Consider the following 20,443-nt stretch of genomic DNA (forward strand, 5'->3'; position numbering starts at 1 on the left):
AGTAACATAAATAGTCTAGGGATTCAATTATAGAGTTAATATACATTTTATATTCTGTAAAGTAAGTCGTATAAGGTTTCTTTATTTAGCTTAAAATATTATATTCGTTGACAAAGAAAATGATTTTCAGTATCATTTAACCTAGCATATATATTTTAGCATTATTTTATTATGAGGCGAGTTTATATTAATGCAAGGGAGTGATATTATATTGAGAAAACTTGAGGAAGATAAAGAGTTTTTTAATTGGATAGTAGAAAAAACAGAAATACAAAAAGATTGTAGAGTATTATAGACAGTCATAGAACATATTTTTAAAGAATTATTTGTTCTTCCTAAGCATTACAAAATTCATCTAATGAAAGTAAAAGTTATAGAGCTTTTGCTTTATTTGATATCTGATTTAGATTATGAAAAAAATGAAGCTGTGTATTTTTCTAAAAGTTCTATAGAAAAAATTAAAGAAGCAAGAAGAATTATCATAGGAAATATAGATAAGCACATTACAATTAAGGAAATTTCACAAAGAGTTAATATGAATTCAACAGATTTAGAAAGAGGATTTAAAAATGTTTATGGAGATACTATTTTTTCTTATAGTAGAAGTTATAGGATGAAGAAAGCTAAAGAATTACTCTCGGATGCAAAGTTATCAAAAGCATTTAAAGATACTTTCAGTATTACACCAGTTGAATACAGAAAAAGATAATAATTTTTAATTGGGCCTTTTGCTTTAAGCTAGGCCCGATTTTTTTTCTTAAAAGTATTATATTTAGTATGAAAGGCGGCATTAGCTATGGCAGATAATAAGAAACAAATGAAAATAAAAGGATACATACTTTGAATTTTTTGTCCAAATAGTATAAAGGTGACCATATGGAGCAGAAATAAAGAGCAGGATAATTTATAGTGTGTATGTATAAAATTTAATACGTGGAGGTAAGAAAATGAAAGATACTAGATCAGAATTATTAGAAAAAAGTCCGCTTCAGCTTATGATAAAGCTTTGTGTGCCAGCGGTTATAGGAATGCTGGTGATTGGACTTTATTCCTTTGTGGATGCTATTTACGCTGGACAGATGCTTGGACCTAATGCCATGGGAGCTGTTTCTGTAGCTTATCCCTTTACACTAATAAACAGTGGAATTTCTACTTTAATTGGTATGGGTTCTGCTTCTGTATTATCAAGAGCTATAGGAAAGAAGGATAAGAATACAATAGATAAAATTATGGGTAACTTATTAATACTTATAATAATTCTTTCAGCTATTGTTACAGTTTGTGGAATTATATTTACTAGAGAACTACTGATAATAAGTGGTGCAAAAGGGGAAATATTAAATTTAGCAATACGTTATATGAGGATTATATTTATGGGATCAGTTTTCGTGAATTTTGCTCAAAGTGCAAATATGATTATGAGAGCTGAAGGTTCTATGAAAAAAGCTATGAGCTTTATGGCAGCTGGTGCTATTATAAATATTATTCTGGCACCAATTATGATTATTGCCTTTGGTTATAAAGTTGAAGGAGCTGCTTTTGCAACTGTATTATCACAAATTATACAAGCTGTTATTACGATGATATATTTTATAAGAAACAGTAAAAACATACGTTTTCATAGTGTTAAAATTGAGTTTAGTTTGCTTCCAGAAATATTTTCAATAGGTTTTTCAGCAATGTTAATGCAGGTAATGATGTTTATACAACAGACTGTTATTTATAAGGTGGCTTCAAGCTATGGTGGGGATTCGCAAATTATTTTAATTGGAGCTGCACTTAGAATGCAAGCATTATCATTTATTCCACTATGGGGAATGAGCCAAGGCTTGCAGCCAGTTATAGGTACAAATTATGGAGCAAAATTATATGATAGAGTAAAAAAATCTGCCAATACTTTTATAGTAGGTGCAACAATCTTATCATTATGCTTTTGGATTCCATTTCAAGTTTTTCCATCACAGTTATTGTCACTATTCATTAAAGATGCTTCCATTGTATCAGAAGGAATAGATTATTTTAGATTGATGTATAGTATTTTCCCAGTACTAGGTTTTTGGATTATGTCAGTAACCTTGTTCCAATCTTTAGGTAAAGGCAAAAATGCTAGTATATTAGTTATAGCTAGGCAAATTGCTTTAATTGTTCCACTTATTATTTTACTGCCAAGATTCATGGGAACTAAAGGGGTATGGGCAGCAGTTCCAGTAACTGATGGGATTGTATTTGTTATAACGTTAATAATGATACTTAAACAATATAAGAAAATTGGTAAAATAAGTGTAGATAATGAAAAGATAGTAAAAAATGTGGTTTAATAAGATATAATGAAGAAAAAAGAATAAGATTATAGATTAGAATAGTATAAAGTTATGTTATTTGAGTTAACCTTGTTCAAATGGAACAATTACGACTTATTGGAATAGAAAATATATAAAACTGACATTAAAATATATTTATGAGTGCAGTAGTCACTTAAAAAAATTATGAGGTTGTGGAACTAAAAAATTAGCGCCACAACTTTTTGTCTAAAAAAATAAATATCCCCATCAGAAGAGTGAAAGATTTATAGTAAAATTATATTTAAATTGTAGAAATTATAAACTAAAACTTCAACTAAATATTGAGTATATGATTCCAAATAATGATTTAGTCGGTGTTAGTATAATATTGTAGATACATAAAGCCGAACACATTAAAATTAATAAAAGAAGAATGTGTTAATGATAGTAATAGGTAAAAATCAACAATAACTAGATTTGTAAATAAAGAATTGTTCTATTAGGCATTGAAGTTACATGAGAAATGAAGTTGACATTACTCTTTAAAAATGATATTCTCATATCAGTGACTATTATTATAATAATAGTCATATAAAAATATTTTTTAGTCAAATACAGGAGGGATAATATGTCGCCTAGAAAATTCGACTGGCATGAGAGGGAGAAATCTAAAGCTCAGATGCTGGAGGCAGGATACAAATTAATACGTCAGTATGGAATGACACATACTTCAGTGGAAAAGGTAGCGGAGGCAGCGGGATTGGGGAAAGGCACATTTTATAATTTTTTTCCCAGCAAGGAATATTTTGTTTACGAAGTTATTCAGCATATGCGCAAACAGCTTATGGAAGAATTTGAACAGCTTTTAGATGGTCGGGATAAGTTGCCTCAGACACAGGCAAGAGAATTTTTAAAACAGATTATTTTCAGTGACCGCAGCATTTACAAATATCTGACCTCGGAAGATGAAGAAAAACTCAGAAAAGCTTTGCCACCGGAGTGTTTTTTGGATACAGAGCGGGAAGCAGCAGTTATGGAACGGCTTTTTGAACATATGGAAGGTGTACGTTCAGACATGAACAGGCATCTGGTAGCAAACCTTATAAAAATTATGGCTTTGGCGCAGATGAATCAATCGGAGCTGCATACCGATGCACTGAAAGAAACTTTGGAAAGTATGTACAGCCTACTATTTTCTTGCATCTTTGTAGAAAATAAGGATTAATTGATGGATTTTTAGCATCTTGGAGTTAAACACATTGAACTGAAAAGGAGGAATACTATGAGAATAAATACCTATGGAACAGAAACACAGCATTGTGTGCTCCTGTTGCACACCATGTTTACAACAGGAGCTCTATTTGAAAAAATCATTTCTGAATTGCAAGATTATTTTCTTGTGGTTCCCACATTGGACGGATATGATCCAACCAACACAACTGAATACCTTGGTTCAGATTCGGAACTAGAGCAAATTGAAACATTTCTTAGTGAAAGAAATATTGTGGAACTGACGGCGGCTGGCAGTTCTTTGGGAGCCATGTTGGTATGGAAATTGTGGCAGCGAGGAAATATTCGTATTCGACGCTTGATTTTGGATAGTCCGCCTTTTGACGTGCCCAGTGCAGCAGCTTCAGTTTGCGCTAATGGCTTTTGGCAACTGGTTTTAGGTGTTCAGGCTGATCCCGACGCTCAATGTATCTTTGACGAGCAGTATGGAGAATTTGGTCCTATGATGCGTAAATCCTGCCTGACTTTGACGGAAAATACCATACGCCAAAGCTGTGAGACCTGCTTCGGGCCTCAGCTACCAAATTATGTCCAAGCGGGTGACACCAAAATTCTGCTGATTTATGGAGAGCAGGATCCTAATTATAAGGCAAATTGCCGAAAGTTAGACCATAGAAAGGATATTTCCGTGGTTGTAAAACCTGGTTATAGGCACTGTGGCTTCTTAATGAAGGAACCACTAGAATTTGCCAAATTATTTAAGGAGGAATAATTTATGACTCTAATTTCACAAGCACTTTTAGAAGGACTTATTTGGTCCATTCTTTGGATAGCTTTATTAATTCCTATGTTTTTCCATTTTCCATGGCTTCTGGTTCATGATTATCCGGAGGATGCACGTAAAGCTGCAAGACTTTCAGAGGTGACTCCAGCACAACATAGAAATGGGAAGTTGTTTACTATCGTCAGCTATGTGATCTTGTTTGGCACGCTGATGTCTGCTGGACTGTTGCATTATGGAGGACATCAAGCATCCTTTGGTGCAGTATTTTTGCACCTTTGGATTATTTGCATGATGTGGAATGTGGTAGATCTACTGATTCTTGATTGGCTGATTTTTTGCACTATTACTCCAAAATGCTTCATCCTGCCTGGGACAGAGGGATGCAAAGGATACAAAGATTATAAATTCCATTTTATTGGTTTTATAAGGGGTTGCGGTTATATGACATTATGTGCACTGGTTTTTGCAGTTATTGATTTTGTGATACTGAAAAATTTAATCTAGTAAATCTACATATGATGGGAGAGAAGGTTTCATGAAGTTTCAAGAAGAAAAAGAAGAAGAACAGATGGTTCTTTTAACAGAAACTAAAGAATGCAGTATTTTTCAGATGAAAAATGATACTGGAGAAGGTATTATGACCATGTATCAAGTGTTCCCAGGAGTAAGCATTTCTTATAATGATTATCACATGGAAAACTGTGAGTCTACTTACGAGACAAGCCGAAATTTGTTCTGTATTGATCATTGTAGAGAAGGGAGACTGGAGTATGCATACACGAAGGGAGCCTTCTCTTATTTTGAGGCAGGAGATCTAAAAATAGATCGTAGAATTGCACATCAGGGACATTTTGAATTTCCGCTAGCTCATTATCATGGACTCACAGTTACCTTTGATATGGATCAAGCAGAGAGTTCATTAAAGGAAGAAATTAAGGACTTTCCTGTTAAGTTATCTGTTTTACAAAAGAAATTCTGCAATGGAAGGCATCCTTTTGTTATTCATAATGCTCCTACAATTGAGCATATTTTTAGTGAACTTTATATGGTACCGAAGAAGATTCTCATACCATATTTCAAAATAAAAATATTTGAAATGCTGCTCTACTTGGATGTGTTAGAGCTTCCTAAAAATCTTCAAGAAAAACCATATTTTTATAAAAATCAGGTGGAAAAAATTAAGGCAATGCGGAAGTTGATGACAGAAAATCTTCAAAGACATTATACACAGGAAGAACTGTCAAAGTGTTTTGCCATTCCGCTAACTCCCATGAAGAACTGTTTTAAGAATGTCTACGGCAGCCCAATAAACACTTATATGAGAGTATATCGCATGAATCGGGCTGCTGTTTTACTGAAAAATCAAAGTCACATGAGTATTACCGACATTGCTGGGAAGGTTGGTTACGATAGTCCGAGTAAGTTTTCAACTGCATTTAAAGCAGTGATAGGAAAATCGCCTTTAGAGTATCGTAAAATATTTAGTCCAAATGGAATAAAGTAGTCGGTATGGAGAAGAAAAAAGCATAGAAAAGCCTTATGATATGGGTGGTCAGTGAATTCTGACGATCCATTTTTCACGTAAGAAAATATTGGAAAACTACAATGTATTAAGAAAGGAGATTTTTATAAATGGAAAAGAAAAAAGAAAACTGGTTTTCCTCTCTGATGAATTATGCTAATGGAAGTAAGGGGAAAATTACGATGTCTATTCTGTTATCTGTAATAAGCATCCTGTCAGGTCTTGTACCATATTATTGTGTGTACAAAATGATTGAATTATTTACAAGAAATGAAGTAAACAGTGCTTTATTAGTTTGGTGGAGTGGAATAATTCTCATAGCTTATGTGGTAAAAGTTGTTGCCTTTGGACTTTCTACTGGAATATCACATCATGCTGCATATCATATTCTTGAGAACCTTAGACTACGTGTATCAGATGCATTTATGCATGCACCGCTTGGAGAGGTGACAAGCCATTCTATTGGAGAAATTAAAAATATTATGGTGGATAAAATTGAGAATATCGAACCTCCCTTAGCTCACATGATTCCTGAGGGAGCTGGACATGTCATACTGCCAGTGGTCAGTCTTATGGGACTATTTATTGTAGACTGGAGAGCAGCACTTTCTTCACTTATTACCTTTCCACTGACACTAGTTTGCATGGTACTTACCTATAAAATCAGCGGTAAAAATTTTAATAAGTATAATGAATCCAACAGCTATATGAATAGTACAATTGTTGAGTATATTGAAGGAATTCAGGTTATTAAAGCCTTTGGACGGGAAGGAGCATCCTATGAAAAATTTGCTGGTGCAATTACGGATTATCGTGATTTTATCATAAAATGGCTTTCTTCTACCTGGATTACCATGAAGCTTTCCTTTGCACTTTTTCCTGCAACGCTGCTTGGAACACTTCCAGTTAGTTTGTTGTTATATAGTAAAGGAAGTCTTACTCCAGCTGAGGTTGCACTTTGCTGCATGCTATCTATGTCCATGATTAGTTCCCTTGCACAACTGGAGGTGTTTAGTGAAGGCATAAGAGAGATGCAGTTTACTATAGAAAATTTGCAACAGTTTTTGAATATGCCATCACTTCCAGAATCAAAAGATTATGTGAAGCTTATAGGACATGATATCAATTTTAGGAATGTAACCTTTTCCTATGATGGAAATGAAGACAATGAAGTGCTGCATGGAATCCATATGAAGTTGCCTCAGGGAAGTTTCACGGCACTGGTAGGACCTTCAGGTGGAGGAAAATCAACGATTGCCAAGCTTCTTGCACGTTTTTGGGATGTAAGTTATGGAGCAATTGAAATTGGTGGTGTGAATATGAAAGAAATTCCGCTTAAACAGCTTGCAGATACTGTTAGTTTTGTTACACAGGACAATTTTTTGTTCAGTTGTTCTTTACTTGAAAACATTCGCTTAGGTAATCCAAAAGCATCAGATGAGGAAGTATATAGAGCGGCAAAAGCGGCTCAGTGTGAGGAATTCATTCAAAAGTTGGAAAAGGGTTATGAGACACCAGCGGGAGAGGCTGGAAATAGATTGTCAGGGGGAGAAAAACAGCGTATTGCTATTGCCAGGATGATATTAAAAAATGCACCTATTGTCATTTTGGACGAGGCTACTGCCTTCACAGATCCGGAAAATGAAGAAAAGATTCAGCAGAGTATTGCAGCGCTGACTAAGGGAAAAACGCTTTTGGTGATTGCACACCGCCTTTCTACAATAAAGAATGCAGACAATATTGTAGTTTTGAAAAACGGAAATATTGTTGCTCAAGGAAAGCAAAATGAATTATTGAAAAGCTCACCATTATATGCTGATATGTGGAAGGCTCATATAGGTGCGAAATCATGGGCCATTGGAGCTCATGGAAGGGAAGTGGGTGCAAGTGTTTAAAGCTATAAAACGAATCATAAATTGGTGTGGGAAATTTAAAGGTAAGTTATATATAGGATTTATATTTTCTTTTTTTTCAGCATGGTTTGCTGCTATGCCGGTAATCATGGCAGCATATTCAGTTGGCATGTTGATTGAGGAAAAAAGAGGAGGTACAAAATTTGATACGAAATGGATTGGAGTCAGCGTTGTGCTGATGCTGCTGTTTGTATTTCTTCGTTTTCTATTTGACTATCTAAGAGCCAAATTTCAGGAGGCAATCAGTTATGAATTGGTTTCAAGAGACAGACTTGCCATTGGTGAGTTGTTAAAGCGTGTATCCCTAGGGTATTTTCAGAAGGTGAATACAGGAGATATATTGAACTCTATCACAACAGGTCTACATACACTAGAGAATATGGGAATTCGTATGATTGATAATTTTATAGGGGGATATTTAAATTTTCTATGCATTTTAATATGGATTGCTGTAATTAATCCAATGGTATCATTGATTGTAATCGCAGGAGTGATAGGTTCATTTCTGTTCTTGTTGGTAATTTCAAAGTATAGTATGAAAAATGCTCCTGTATCTGCCAAGGTAGACCGCAATCTTACCAATGCTGCAATCGAATATGCAAGAGGATTGCCTGTAGTAAAATCCTTTGGTCAGGATGGTGCTGCAATGTCTGCCATGAAAAAGGCGTGTGGAGAGAGTAGAAATATTCATTTAAAAATTGAATGGGGCTTTGTACCAGCAAACTGCCTGCATCTACTTGTTTTAAAAGTGGCTTCTTTGGGACTTATTTTGGCATCATTATATCTTGGATGGACAAATCAGATGACAATCTCTAATATGCTATTATTGACTTTTCTATCGTTCAGCATATTTGCTTCCATTGAACCAATTAGCGATAGTGCACATGTATTAGGTGTCATTGAAAACGCCATGAATCAATTAGATGCACTAAAGTCAGAGGAATTTATTGATGATGGTGGTAGAAAAGTGCAGCTTACACAGTATGGAATAAAGTTTCATGATGTTTCCTTTGGATATGATTCAAGATTGATATTAAAGCATATTAATTTCACAATTCCAGAAAAAACAACTACTGCCATTGTTGGACCATCAGGAAGTGGAAAAACCACAATTTGCAATTTGATAGCTAAATTTTATGATGTAAATAGCGGAAGTATCAAAGTAGGTGGAGTTAATATTAAAGAATTCACCTGTGACAGTTTGATGTCAAATATTTCAATGGTATTTCAGAATGTCTATTTATTTAATGATACCATTCGAAATAATATCTGCTTTGGAAAACTAGAGGCCACAGAGGAGGAAATGATAGGTGCAGCAAAGAAGGCATGTTGTCATGATTTTATAAGGGCATTACCGGAAGGATATGATACAGTAATTGGAGAAGGCGGTGGAACGCTTTCTGGTGGTGAAAAGCAAAGAATATCTATTGCTAGAGCAATTCTTAAAGATGCACCAATTGTTATTTTGGATGAAGCTACTGCTTCTATTGATCCTGAAAATGAACACTATATTCAAGCAGCAATTTCAGAATTAACAAAAGGAAAGACTATTATCACTATTGCACATCGTTTAGCAACCATTGAGAATGCAGACCAAATTCTTGTGGTTGATAATGGAAAAATTGTTGAAAGTGGAACACATAATGAATTAGTCAAAAAAGATGGAATTTATAAGAAGTTTGTTAAGATACGTGAAAGGGCAGAAGGGTGGAATATTGCCTAAGGAAGGTTTGTTTTTATATGATAAAGAAATATATATAATAAACACAAAATTTAGAAAAATTAATATTCAGCCAGATTTAAATTTATAAGTATTTTATAATCTAAAGAGACTATCTTAAAAATAAATTTTAGATAGTCTTTTTAAATATTTTTTAATATATAACTAACGATTAAATAATGATATTATAAAAAACGTATACTTTTTAGAGTGGAAGTTTGTGTATTATTTGTAATTGTTAAGATTAAAGACAGAAGATCACTGCAACTGCGGTAATACAAAATTGGCTCTTGATACAATCTGCAGGTGGGCTCAGGGATTTGAGGAGGAGTAGTTGTTAAATTATATGAGTAGTAAATATATAACTTTTTTATTGTATAAGAAATTATAGATTTTTGACCTGCTGGAATTCTCGGTAGGTCTTGAATTTTCTTAGATGAAGATTGTGTGGAAAAAGGTATACTAAGAAATATATTTAAAGGTTATTGAGATGATTTTATTAAGTTATATGGCAATAGGATAAGAAAAAATGTATATGCTGAAGTAAGTAAGATGATGAATTGCGGATCTTTAGAAAATGGTTATATCGAATCTAAATGCATAGCATGTGGAAGAATACAGGGTATTTACCATAGGAAGTTATGTTGTTTTAGATTTTTCAAAAAGCTTTCAGCTTATTGATGTGTATCTTTATGGATCAAAAAAGTATGAATGATTAAAAGTTATTCTATGCAAATCCCTAAATTGGGCATTTTGCTTTTGTGTAGCTTTGAGTATTATTGAAATTACTTTTAAATATTTATTTCAGCGCCAATTTAAAGAAAGTAATGATGGCATGGAGGTAGTTTCAGTAAAATAATTTTTTTATGTGCCTTCAACTAAATAAGATTGACAAAATGGAAATTTTGTTATATATTTAAAACAGTGTTATGAAACACTGTTTTAAATATATAGGAGGTAAGTTATGGCAAAACAAATAGAGGGAGTATATGAAAAGGTATATGAATGCGCAAAGAAAGAGTTTTTACAAAAAGGATTCAAAGATGCATCTTTACGTGTAATAGCGCAGGAAGCTGGTACTAGTACAGGCTCTATTTATACTCGTTTTCACAATAAACAAGGGCTGTTCCATGCTATCGTGTATCCAGTAGTGATAGAATTAAAAAGTTGGTTTTTAAATGCGCAGGAATCCTTTCATCAGAAGGATGTAGATTATCAAAAACAGAATATGTTTGAACATACTGGAATAGAGACGGAGGAATTTGTAGCCTATATTTATAAGCATTATGATGTTTTTAAGTTGCTTTTACAGTGTTCGGAAGGTACTGAGTTCTCAGACTTTTTAGACCAACTAGTGGAGATTGAGATCGAATATACAGTTAAGTATATGGAAGCTACAGGAGATGATGTCCTACGTAAAGAAAATATCAGTGCTGAATTTTTGCATATTGTGACGAGTTCTTATTTTTCTGGAATATTTGAAATTGTGCGTCATGACATGAAAAAAGAACATGGTATGCTTTATGCAAAACAGCTTAGAGAGTTTTATTATGCTGGTTTTTCTAAAATTTACAAATGGTAAAGTAAAATAGGATAAGGTTAAAAAGCGGGTAATACCCGCAATTTTTAAAAGCAAGGGTTAGATGCAACTAACCCAAGAGGAGGATTTATGAAACAAAACAATGAAAGTCCACTAAAGAGAATATGGACACTTGCCAAATCAGAACATAGGAGACTTAAATTTTCTATTGTACTTGCAGTCTTTGGGATTGCATCAGGATTTATACCATATTTTTGTGCTGGAAAAATTATTATTCTGTTACTAAGTGGAGCAGCAGAAATGAGGGACTGTATCCCATGGCTAATTTTAGCATTAATAGGAAGCATCGGGAAAGTGCTGCTTACAACTTTTTCTACTTCGCAGTCACATATTGCAACCTTTGCTGTGCTGGCTGAAGTAAGAAACAAATGTGTGCATAAGCTATCCAAACTTTCTATGGGTACATTGCAAAATCAGTCAATAGGAAAATGGAAAAGCATATTAGTAGATCAGATTGAGAGTATGGAAAAGACATTAGCTCATTTGTTTCCTGAAATGACTTCAAATCTTCTTTCACCTCTATTGCTTATTGTAATTCTTTTTGTAATTGATTGGAGGATGGCACTTATATCTATTATGACCTTGCCTATAGGTATGATTTTCATGATGGTTACAATGAAAAACTATCCTGAGAAATATCAGAAGTCAATTAAGATTGGAAGAAAAATGAATGATTCCATTGTAGAATATATAAATGGTATTGAAGTTATAAAGGCTTTTAATCAGGGTAAAGAAGCTTATGCGGGTTATGTAGATGCAGTTAATGCAAATGCAGAATTTTTTTATGGTTGGATGAAAAGTGCTCAGTTTGGAATGGCATTCTATAGGAACTTCAGCCCCGCAGTTCTTGTGGGTGTATTACCAGTAGGGTTGGGATTTTATTTAAATGGTAGTATTTCTTCTTCGCAATTTATCATGGTTATGATTTTATCTATGGGAATTGTAGGACCTATTATTGCTGCATCAAATTTTATTGATTCTTTAGCACAAACAGGTACCATTATTGAAGACATAGAAACTATTTTAAATGCAAAGGAACAGAATCATCCTAAAGAGTATGTAAAGCTTTCAGGGACAGATATTGAAATGGAACATGTTTCTTTTGCTTATGAAGAGGAGAATGGAAATATATTAAGTGATATTAATTTAACCATCCGTCAGGGGACCGTTAATGCTTTTGTTGGACCAAGCGGAAGCGGAAAGTCAACTATCACAAAATTAATTGCTGGGTTCTGGGATATAAATGAAGGAAATATTCGGATGGGGGGAAAGGATATGAAGCAGATTCCACTTGCTCAGATATCAGACAATATTGCTTATGTATCTCAGGATAACTTTTTATTTGATGACACCATCTGTGAAAATATCCGTATGGGAAAAGAAAATGCCACAAATAAAGAAGTTGAGGAAGTTGCAAAAAAGGCTGGATGTGATGAATTTATCAGAAATTTGGAACATGGTTATGATACTATGGTAGGAGGAGGCGGAGCTCATTTGTCTGGCGGAGAAAGGCAAAGGATTGCTATTGCAAGAGCAATGCTTAAGAATGCATCTATTGTTATTTTAGATGAGGCTACTGCATATATCGATCCAGAAAATGAAGCAATCCTTCAAAAAGCGATTTCCAAACTGGTACAGGGAAAAACTTTAATTATGATTGCACATCGTTTATCAACAATTATTAATGCCGATCAGATTTTACTTGTTGATCAGGGTAAAATCAGTGCAGCAGGAACACATAAACAGTTGTTAAAAAAATCCATATTATACGAAAATATGTGGAAGGCTCATATTGGAGCAAAGGATGGTGAAGAGTAATGATAGAGATTTTTAAAAAAATATGGGAATTTGCAGGAGAAGAACAAAAAAATATAAGAAATTCTATTATAGTAGGTTTTATAAATGCAATCTTTCATATGCTGCAGATAGGCGCTATATTTCTTACAATACACGGCTTGGTATCAGGAAAAGCAGAAGTAAAAACAATCTGGTATATTTTACTGCTTATGCTTGTTAGTATTGCAGGAAAAATAGCCACTAATTACTTTTCACAGCTTCAGCAGACTCATGCAGGTTATTTTATGTCGGCTAATAAGAGAATTTATATTGGTAATAAAATGAAACTAATACCAATGGGATTTTTTAATCAAAGCAGTTTGGGAAATATCACGGGTATTGCAACTACAGTACTTGGTGATGTAGAAACCACGGCACCCATGGTGATGGTGCTGACTCTAGGTGGATTTATTACAACTGTAGTATTTACAGTTTATATGTTGATTTTTGACTGGAGAATGGGTCTCATTACAGTAATTGGAGTGCTTTTATTTTGCACTATTACTTCGTCTATGGAGAAAAAATCAAGAAGTACTGCACCTAAAAGGCAGCAGGCACAAGCAGAGTTGGTAGAGAACATTCTAGAGACCATTCAGGGAATGGGAATTGTAAAGTCTTTTAATTTAACAAAGATTGATAATAAGAAGGTAGATCGTGCTATAGAAAAGAGTAGAGACAAAAATCTTGCCATGGAACAGTTGATTACACCATACACAATTATGCAAGAAATAGTACTTAGGATTTTCAGTGTTATTATGATGGCAGCTGCAGTATTATTTTACTTTCAGAGAACAATGGAACTTACATATACACTGATGTTTATTGTAATTTCCTTCATCATCTTTGAGCAGATAGAGTCTGCGGGGCATGGAGTTTCAATCCTTCGTGTATGCGGCAGTTCCATTGAACAGGCAAATCAAATGGATGATGTTCCTGTTATGGATGAAAAAGGAACAGACAAAAAACCGAAGACCCACAATATTATATTGGAGCATGTGGGCTTTTCATATGGAAAGCGTAAGATTTTAAAGGATATTAATATTCATATGAAAGATAAAACTATGACAGCTATTATTGGACCAAGCGGATCAGGAAAGACTACCATCTGCAATCTTATAGCTAGATTCTGGGATGTGGATAGTGGTAGAATATTAATAGGTGGAACAGATATTAGAGAGTATACTTTAGAAGCTTTAATGAATCAAATTAGTATGGTTTTCCAAGATGTCTATCTTTTTCATGATAGTATTTTGAATAATATACGTTTTGGCAGTCCTAAAGCGACTAGGCAGGAAGTTATAGAGGCAGCAAAGAAAGCTAGCTGTCATGAATTTATCATGTCACTTCCACAGAATTACGATACTGTAATAGGAGAAAAAGGCTTTTCTCTTTCTGGAGGAGAAAAACAAAGAATATCTATAGCTAGAGCAATCTTAAAAGATGCTCCCATTATCATTTTTGATGAAGCAACAGCAAATGTAGATCCAGAAAATGAAGAACATTTGCAGAAAGCCTTTGAAGAACTAACTAAGAATAAAACAATCATTATGATTGCACATCGTTTAAAAACTGTTCGTAATGCTGATCAGATACTGGTAGTAGATAGAGGACAAATTGTACAGCAAGGTAAACATGAGGAACTGATTATACAAGAGGGAATCTATAAACGCTTTGTTAGTGAACGAAAAGAAGCAACTTCTTGGAGCGTTTCTTAGAGGTAAATAATAAATAAGAGGTTGTTGTATTAAGAAATTTATCTAGAGTATTTAATTTCTAATGCAACAACCCATTTTCAGGTGTAAAATAAAAAATTAGCAATTACTATCAAAAAAACTTTATTTAAATAATATACAATTCGTTAGGAGGAGGGAAAATTGTCTTACCATTTTGAAAGTGTATTAAAAGGAATAAATTTCATTGAAAATAATCTCAAAGAAGAAATAAGTATTTCAGATATTGCACATGAAGCTGGATTTTCTAAGTTCCATTTTCTACGTATGTTTAAAGGGCTAAGCAAAGATACAATATTTGAATACATTCGTAAAAGAAGACTTACAAATGCAGCTATTGATCTTATTGATACAGAAACTGGTATTATAGATATTGCATTTAAATATGCATATAACTCACAAGAAGCTTTTTCAAGAGTATTTCAAAATTATTATGGTGTATCTCCCAAAAAATATAGAAAGCTAGGGAGACACTTATCCAATTTATATAAGCCCAAAATCTCAGAAGAAGATTTAAAATTTAAAAATGAACCTATAAAACTGCAATATAAAATTGCAGAAAGAGAAGAATTTTATATTATTGGTATGGAATATACAGGCAAAAACATGAAAAAAGAAGTACCGAAGCTTTTTAATGAATTTGTACCCAATATACATAAAATAGAAGATAACATTATTTATAATGGTTTATATAGTTTTGAAATGTTGATATGCCATACTTTAGTGAATTAAAAGAATATGTTGATAAATTTGTTGCTTTAAAAATTGAATAGGATTAAATTTTTAAAAGATTTTACAATTTTAAAAATGTTAATAGTACCTTTCCATATTAGTCAAATAGTGTTATATTAAGTTAGTTGCAGCAAACCCCACTGATATTTAATATTACTAAAAAGTAGTATTGATGGGAAATATGTTAAAATGAATGGAAAGGAGTACAGTCATGAAAGATTACAAAGAATTATCAAAAATTGAATTTAATCGAGAGGCACAAAAATTTGATAACGCTAAGGGAATTGATATTTATAAGGTATGCCAGAATAGCTATTCATACATAATAGATGAAGTTAAAAAAGAAGAATTTCAATCGCTTGTGGATGTTGGCTGTGGAACAGGAAACTCAATTGAATTATTAAGTAAAGAATTTCCTGAAAGAAAATATGTGGGAATTGACCTTGCAGAAAACATGATAGCAGTGGCCAATAAGAAAGCTATAAAAGGTGCTGAGTTTTTAGTTGGTGATGCAGAAAATCTTCCATTTGAAGAGGGACAATTTGATACTCTTATTTGTAAGGAAAGCTTTCATCATTATCCTAATGTAGAAAATTTCTTTAAAAGTGCCTATAAGGTTTTAAAAACAGGTGGTAGACTAATTATTTTAGATATGACAATTCTGGCATTAGGCAGATGGATTGATAACCATATATTATTTCCAATTATGAGAAAAGGAGATGCACATGTATATGGCTTACATGAAGTGGAGCTGTTATATATTTCTGCAGGTTTTCAAGTAGAACGTTCAGAGAAGCTTGGTAATATGCGATTTATCATCTGTGGAAGGAAGTGAATATTATGAAAATATTAATATATGGAGCAGGTGTTTTAGGTTCTTATGCTGCTTATGAATTAAATAGAGCAGGTCATGAGGTTACTATTCTAGCTAGAGGTAAAAGGTATGAAGAGTTAATGGAAAAAGAACTAGTAATTAGGCATTGGCTGCAAAGAAAAACAACAGTAGATAAAATTAATGTAGTAAAGGAATTGTTACCAGAGGACTATTATGATGCAACTTTTATAGTCATGCAAAACTCACAGGTTGAAGCTGTATTGAGTACTATCAGTGCAAATGTTGGGTGTCCATTATTTGTATTTGTTGGCAATGAAGATAAAGCAAAAGAAGTAAGTTATAAAATTAAAAATGCAGCTAAAGGTAATCCTAGGATATTATTTGGATTTTTTAGTATTGGTGGAAGGCGCCAAGAGGGCAAAGTAATCAGTGTACATACAAAGCATCCAGATTTTGATATTGGAGATTTAGAAGGTGAAGATGATTATAAACCTATTATAGAAAAAATATTTAAGGCAACAAGTTTTAAAGTAAAATATCACGTGAATATGGAGGATTTCTTAAAATCTCATATTGCATTTATTATGCCATTAGCGTACTTAGCTTACATGTCAAATTGTGATTTGAGGAAAATAGCTTGGAATAAAAGTATATTAAACTCCGCTATTGATGCTATAATAGAAGGGCTTGAGGTATTAGTTAAGTTAGGATATAAAATCGATCCAGAGAGCAGTATGAAGCTAGTTAAAAATCACAGAAGAGCAGCTTATTTTGGATTAAAGATATGTGCAGCAACATCTATAGGTAGGTTGGCAATAAGCGATCATTGCAAATCAGCATATAGTGAAATGAAACATTTAGACAAGGCATTATTTGAATTGATAAAAAAATCAAATTTGCAAGCACCGAATATAAATAAACTTAGAGAATACTTAATAAAATATGAACATAAAAGGAATATACAAGAGTAATTAATATGCAAAAAAAGAAGGGTATTAAAAGATCCTAAAGAGCTTAAACAGGAAATATTAGAAACATCAGCAAAAATTTTTAATGAAAGAATTATGTTTTTGTATAGAAAAGATGATTGATATTAATTTAGAAGAATGGCTGGAATAATATAATATGGATTTCCAGCCGCTTATACAATACATAGTATAAATTATTATTATATCTAGTTCATAAATTTTCGGTATTCACTAGGAAGAATACCGACATTTCTTTGAAACAATTCTGCAAATCGGCTGGCATTGGAATATCCTACAGTTTTAGCTATCTGTGCAATACTCAATTCTGTGTTGGAAAGCAGAAATTCAGCTTGTCCAATACGTGCTTGCTGGATATATTCTGTGATAGTACAGCCATTTACCTGTTTAAAGGTCTTTTTTAATTTTGTTTGTCCCATACAAGCAATTTTAGATAGTTGATGAAGGTTAAGGGAATATGTAGCATGATCGTTGATATAAGAGGTAACATTTTTTATTTGTTCTTTATCAGTTTCAGAAATATGCTTGTGTTCTTTGCTGCATTTATGGAAATGTTCCACTACTAGAGAAACTGCTTCATTTACCTTTGCTTCGTAGAATAGCTTTGCACTTATGCCATTTCCACGGTATTCGGCTACTTGGTTCAGAAGCAGTAGCATTTCTGGAAAATTAGATGTTTCGTCAATAGAGCAGAAAGCCTCATAAGGATTGATATAATCTTCTGGATATTTTTCTTTTAGATAACTTATATAATAGTCTGGAAGGATCTCAATGCCAACGGATTTTACAGGCATTCGCTTGTGAATGACAGCTTTATAGGTATTATGATTTCCTATGTATGTCTTAATACAATTGGCATTAATTCTTCGATATGGATTCAGCTCGTGACCGGTAATAGATTGATAATAAGAAATACTCATACATTCTGGCATCATACATTCAAATAAGTAATCTTCATGAAAAGAAAAATCGTGTATTTTGATAACAAATAAATTTGTTTTAGAATAAACCCAGTAAAATCCTTCCCCTAATTCTTTGGAAAGAGCAAAGGTCTGACCACAGCAGTTAAATTTATCATTTGATTCCACGGGAAAAAATCCTCTCTCTGTCAATATGGTCTCATAAAAGCATGCAATCCTATCTTTCATAGATCCTCCTTATAAAAATATAAAAATATGCTTTTGGCAAATAAGAATTCTCAGCATTTTTTAAAAATTAAATTTTTAATGCCTTAATCGGACGTAAATTGAACACGATTAGACATAACTAACTCCATTCTATTGAAAGCTATAAGGTTGTATGATAATTTATTTAATGAGGTTAGTTAAAACTAACACTTATTATAATAACATATATTCTTGGAACGTCAAGAATAAAAAACTTATCTAAAATGGATAAAATTATATTTGTTGTTATCCATGATACAGAACTTATTGGTAGTTGTTGTACAAAAATCATACACTTGGACAAATTAATATAGGTTTTATGAAAGGAGAGGATTCTAAATGAAAAAAGAATCTAGTATAAAAAAGCTGTTTGCATATGCTGGAAGTTTTAAGTATTTAACAATAGCTTCATGGATATTGTCTGCAGCAAGTGCTCTTATAGCATTGATACCTTTTGTTTTTATATGGAAAATTATTAGAGAGGCTTTGAAGGCTGCACCAAATTTCAGTAATGCAGAAAATCTCACATACTATGGATGGATGGCGGTGCTTTTTTCTGTTTTGTCTATGGCCATTTATTTAGGAGCTTTAATGTGTTCCCATATAGCTGCATTTCGTGTGCAGGCAAATATAAGATCAAAGACTATGCACCATATTCTTACATTACCCTTAGGATTCATGAACGATATTGGAAGTGGAAAACTTAGAAAAATTGTTAATGAATCCAGTGCAGCAACAGAAACTTATTTGGCACATCAATTGCCAGATCGTGCAGGTGCTCTAGCAACTCCTTTTGGTTTACTTGCAGTGCTTTTGTTTTTTGACTTTCGCCTAGGGCTTTTGAGCTTAATACCAGTTGTGATAGCTTTTGCAATTATGTCAGCAATGACTGGGTCTAGAATGCAGCAGAAAATGAAAGAATATCAGAATTCCTTGGAACAGATGTCAAATGAAGCAGTAGAATATGTACGAGGTATACCTGTAGTAAAAACTTTTGGTCAGTCCGTTTTTTCTTTTAAACGATTTAAAGCATCCATTGATAATTATGAAAAGTGGGTGGTTTCTTATACCAAAGACTTACGTATGCCAATGATACTTTATACTACAGCTATTAATGCAGTTTTTGCGGTACTAATTGCAGCAGCTTTATTTTTCACAAGAAATGGAGTTACTAATGATTTTTTATTAAATCTTTTGTTTTACATCATTATTACCCCAATTATAACTGTTACTTTGAACAAAATTATGTATTCCAGTGAAAATATGATGATTGTGGAGGATGCGTTAGATAGAATTGATAGTATATTGAATATGAGACCATTGTATGAAAATGCAGCACCTAAGCATCCTAAGGATAATTCTATTATACTTAAAGATGTATCATTTTGTTATAAAGATGCACAGGAGAATGCATTAAAGCACATTTCATTGAAAATTAATCCTGGTGAGCATGTGGCTTTTGTAGGACCTTCTGGTGGTGGAAAAACAACTTTAGCTAGTGTAATAGCACGTTTTTGGGATGTGGATAGTGGTAAAGTTTCTATAGGTGGAATAGATGTGAAAGATATTTCAAAAGAAGAACTGATGAATATTGTTTCATTTGTATTTCAAGACAGCAAGCTTTTGAAAACTTCAATTTTTGAAAATGTTCGTCTTGGAAAACGCGATGCAACCAGAGAAGAAGTATTAAAAGCGTTAAAGGATGCTCAGTGTGAGGATATTATAGAAAAAATGACAGATGGAATGGATACAATAATTGGTACAAAAGGAAATTACCTTTCTGGAGGTGAAGCACAGCGTATTTCTATTGCTAGAGCTATGCTTAAAAATTCACCTATTCTAATACTGGATGAAGCTACTGCCTTTGCTGATCCTGATAATGAATCAAAGGTACAAGTTGCCTTTTCTACTTTATCAAAAGGAAAAACAGTTATTATGATAGCACATAGACTGTCTACTGTAGTAGGAGCAGATTGTGTTTATGTTCTAAAGGATGGAGAGATATGTGAATATGGAAGTCATGATAAACTAGTACAGCAGCATGGATTATATGAACATATGTGGAGTGAGTATAACCTTGCTGCTAAATGGAAGGTTGGTGCTTAAA

The 20,443-nt window shown here is 33.1% G+C and carries 16 protein-coding genes; 15 read left to right on the forward strand and 1 reads right to left on the reverse strand.

What is annotated here, in order from left to right; genetic code table 11:
* Positions 1-358: 358 nt before the first annotated feature.
* The 14 genes from HBE96_RS04060 to HBE96_RS04130 all read left to right on the forward strand — a co-directional run bounded on the left by HBE96_RS04060 (position 359) and on the right by HBE96_RS04130 (position 17,155).
* Positions 359-709, forward strand: coding sequence for a helix-turn-helix domain-containing protein (locus HBE96_RS04060; RefSeq protein WP_169296479.1), 351 nt, complete (start codon positions 359-361; stop codon positions 707-709).
* Positions 710-947: 238 nt separating this feature from the next.
* Positions 948-2,318 carry an MATE family efflux transporter gene (locus HBE96_RS04065; protein ID WP_169296480.1) on the forward strand — a complete coding sequence of 457 codons (1,371 nt, stop codon included), beginning with the start codon at positions 948-950 and terminating at the stop codon, positions 2,316-2,318.
* 592 nt (positions 2,319-2,910) lie between these two features.
* The gene (locus HBE96_RS04070) at positions 2,911-3,507 is read left to right on the forward strand and encodes a TetR/AcrR family transcriptional regulator (RefSeq protein ID WP_169296481.1); all 597 of its coding nucleotides are present in this window, start codon (positions 2,911-2,913) and stop codon (positions 3,505-3,507) included.
* Between the two features lie 57 nt (positions 3,508-3,564).
* Complete coding sequence (locus tag HBE96_RS04075; protein ID WP_169296482.1) at positions 3,565-4,284, forward strand: alpha/beta fold hydrolase; 720 nt, start codon at positions 3,565-3,567, stop codon at positions 4,282-4,284.
* Between the two features lie 3 nt (positions 4,285-4,287).
* Positions 4,288-4,800 (forward strand): hypothetical protein, encoded by a 513-nt coding sequence (locus HBE96_RS04080; protein WP_169296483.1) that lies wholly within the window; start codon positions 4,288-4,290, stop codon positions 4,798-4,800.
* 31 nt (positions 4,801-4,831) lie between these two features.
* Positions 4,832-5,800: a helix-turn-helix domain-containing protein gene (locus HBE96_RS04085; protein ID WP_169296484.1), complete on the forward strand. Its 969-nt coding sequence runs from the start codon at positions 4,832-4,834 to the stop codon at positions 5,798-5,800.
* Positions 5,801-5,928: 128 nt separating this feature from the next.
* Entirely contained in the window at positions 5,929-7,713 is a 1,785-nt protein-coding gene (locus HBE96_RS04090) for an ABC transporter ATP-binding protein (protein ID WP_169296485.1), read from the forward strand.
* Entirely contained in the window at positions 7,706-9,454 is a 1,749-nt protein-coding gene (locus tag HBE96_RS04095) for an ATP-binding cassette domain-containing protein (RefSeq protein WP_169296486.1), read from the forward strand. Before HBE96_RS04090 ends, HBE96_RS04095 begins: the two co-directional genes overlap by 8 nt.
* 961 nt (positions 9,455-10,415) lie before the next feature.
* Entirely contained in the window at positions 10,416-11,033 is a 618-nt protein-coding gene (locus tag HBE96_RS04105) for a TetR/AcrR family transcriptional regulator (RefSeq protein WP_169296487.1), read from the forward strand.
* Positions 11,034-11,120: 87 nt separating this feature from the next.
* The gene (locus HBE96_RS04110; protein WP_169296488.1) at positions 11,121-12,869 is read left to right on the forward strand and encodes an ABC transporter ATP-binding protein; all 1,749 of its coding nucleotides are present in this window, start codon (positions 11,121-11,123) and stop codon (positions 12,867-12,869) included.
* The gene (locus tag HBE96_RS04115; RefSeq protein ID WP_169296489.1) at positions 12,869-14,602 is read left to right on the forward strand and encodes an ABC transporter ATP-binding protein; all 1,734 of its coding nucleotides are present in this window, start codon (positions 12,869-12,871) and stop codon (positions 14,600-14,602) included. Before HBE96_RS04110 ends, HBE96_RS04115 begins: the two co-directional genes overlap by 1 nt.
* 159 nt (positions 14,603-14,761) lie before the next feature.
* A complete protein-coding gene (locus HBE96_RS04120) occupies positions 14,762-15,349 on the forward strand; it encodes a helix-turn-helix domain-containing protein (RefSeq protein WP_169296490.1) in 588 nt (195 codons plus the stop codon).
* Between the two features lie 211 nt (positions 15,350-15,560).
* Positions 15,561-16,184, forward strand: coding sequence for a class I SAM-dependent methyltransferase (locus HBE96_RS04125; RefSeq protein WP_169296491.1), 624 nt, complete (start codon positions 15,561-15,563; stop codon positions 16,182-16,184).
* A 5-nt stretch (positions 16,185-16,189) separates the two neighbouring features.
* Positions 16,190-17,155 carry a ketopantoate reductase family protein gene (locus tag HBE96_RS04130; protein WP_169296492.1) on the forward strand — a complete coding sequence of 322 codons (966 nt, stop codon included), beginning with the start codon at positions 16,190-16,192 and terminating at the stop codon, positions 17,153-17,155.
* A gap of 203 nt (positions 17,156-17,358) precedes the next feature.
* Here HBE96_RS04130 and HBE96_RS04135 read toward each other — a convergent pair whose 3' ends face one another.
* A complete protein-coding gene (locus HBE96_RS04135; protein ID WP_169296493.1) occupies positions 17,359-18,318 on the reverse strand; it encodes a helix-turn-helix transcriptional regulator in 960 nt (319 codons plus the stop codon).
* A gap of 357 nt (positions 18,319-18,675) precedes the next feature.
* On the opposite strand from HBE96_RS04135, the gene HBE96_RS04140 reads away from it, so the two are divergent.
* Positions 18,676-20,442, forward strand: coding sequence for an ABC transporter ATP-binding protein (locus tag HBE96_RS04140; RefSeq protein ID WP_169296494.1), 1,767 nt, complete (start codon positions 18,676-18,678; stop codon positions 20,440-20,442).
* Position 20,443: the final 1 nt, after the last annotated feature.

Source organism: Clostridium muellerianum, from assembly GCF_012926525.1.
GTDB lineage: Bacteria > Bacillota > Clostridia > Clostridiales > Clostridiaceae > Clostridium_AM > Clostridium_AM muellerianum.